The sequence below is a fragment of the Dysgonomonas sp. Shenzhen-Wh21 genome (assembly GCF_043392705.1).
Classification (GTDB): domain Bacteria; phylum Bacteroidota; class Bacteroidia; order Bacteroidales; family Dysgonomonadaceae; genus Dysgonomonas.
The window spans coordinates 1-1784 of record NZ_JAIXHZ010000080.1 but is presented as its reverse complement, the minus strand read 5'-3'; the positions used below and the strand labels follow the sequence as shown (position 1 = coordinate 1784).

Genomic DNA, 1784 nt, shown 5'->3' with positions numbered 1-1784 from the left:
GTAAAGCTAAAACGATATTCATTATTTCCAGATTATAGCCAACATAGCCATATTGGTAACCAATTTGCCCCAATCCTCCGGCTCCCACAGCTCCTCCCATAGCAGAATAGCCGACAAGCATAATTAACGTTATAGATACACAGTTAACAATGGACGGTAATGCTTCTGGCAATAAAACCCTTTTCACGATCTGAAATGGCGTTGCCCCCATAGACCGCGATGCTTCTATCAAACCGCCAGGCACATCAATAAGGCTATTCTCTATCATTCGGGCAACAAAAGGAGCAGCACCGATACTCAATGGAACAAGTGCGGCTAAAACCCCTATTGATGTTCCTACCAACGCACGAGTGAAAGGAATCATCCATACAATAAGAATAATAAAAGGTATAGCCCTGAAGATATTTACAACTGTTGATAGGATATTATGCAATAGCAAATTTTCTTTTATCTGTCCTTTGCGTGTTATATACAGCCAAACCCCAAGTGGTAATCCCAGCAAAAAACTAAAAAAACCGGAAACAAGGGTCATGACGATTGTTTCACCTGTACCTTTTAACAATAAGTCGATCATTTCACTAGACATATCCTAAAACACTTACGTTTATATTTTTACTTTTTAAATACTCAACAGCTAATATTTCATTTTCGGGCAAGCCGTGCAATTCTATCAGCATAACTCCAAACTTAACACCCTTTATATGGTCTATTTGAGCACATACAATATTACTGTTTACCTCATACAGCTTCGCAATATCCGAGAGCACGGCATTTGCTTCAGACTGTCCCGATATTTCCAATCGAATGAGCATATGTTTATTATCCACAAATTGCTCTGTCAACCGATCTGAATAATTTGAAGGAATATGCAGCCTTATAGAAGAGTCTATAAAGTATTTGGTTAACTCATTTTTAGGATGTGAAAATATCTCTGCGATTAAACCTTGCTCTATCAACTCTCCTTTGTTCAGGACGGCGACTTCATCACAAATCGTTTTTACAACTTCCATTTCATGTGTGATCAACAATATTGTAATATTCATCTTCTTATTAATATCTTTCAGCAACGAAAGAATTGAATAAGTGGTTGCCGGATCTAATGCACTGGTTGCTTCGTCACACAAAAGGATTTGAGGATTATTAGCCAATGCGCGCGCAATAGCGACACGCTGTTTCTGTCCACCCGAAAGTTTTGCAGGATAATCGTCTGCCTTGCCTTCTAAACCCACAAGAGCCAGCAACTCCAGAACCCGTTGTTTAATCAATTCCTTAGGTGTTTTATTCAGTTTTAAAGGGAATGCTATATTTTCAAATACCGTAGCTGAGGATAGCAAGTTGAAGTGTTGGAATATCATACCTATCTTCCTTCGGGTAGCTGTGAGCTCCGAAGGAGACAAAGTCATCATATTTTGCCCATCAATATATATTTCGCCTGAAGTGGGACGTTCCAATAAATTTACACAGCGAATCAGCGTACTTTTGCCGGCACCCGACTCTCCTATTATACCAAATATCTTTCCTTTAGGGATAGTTAAAGATATATCAGACAGAGCAGTGGAAGACGTATCTTTTCCCTGAAAAACCTTTGTTACATTCTTTATTTCAATCATCTAAATATGTAGATTGTTTCTTTTAATTATTTTGCCAAAAATACACAATCCAAGCTGTTTTATAAAATTATATTTTCAATATTCTCTTTCGTTCTTTACAAACCACAAAATTAACAGTATCGGATATGCCATAAATACCTCATTTATGGTATTTATGATTAGATGAAAGCCTTC

General features: G+C 37.6%; 2 protein-coding genes. Both read right to left on the bottom strand.

Features of this window, described 5'->3' with window-relative positions:
* Nucleotides 1–586: methionine ABC transporter permease MetI (gene metI / locus LDB17_RS05635; RefSeq protein WP_393924922.1), on the bottom strand; the 586-nt coding region annotated here is incomplete at its 3' end.
* On the bottom strand, nt 579–1610 hold the full coding sequence (gene metN / locus LDB17_RS05630) for a methionine ABC transporter ATP-binding protein MetN (RefSeq protein ID WP_252639028.1): 1032 nt from the start codon (nt 1608–1610) through the stop codon (nt 579–581). The genes metN and metI, both read right to left, overlap by 8 nt.
* Nucleotides 1611–1784: the final 174 nt, after the last annotated feature.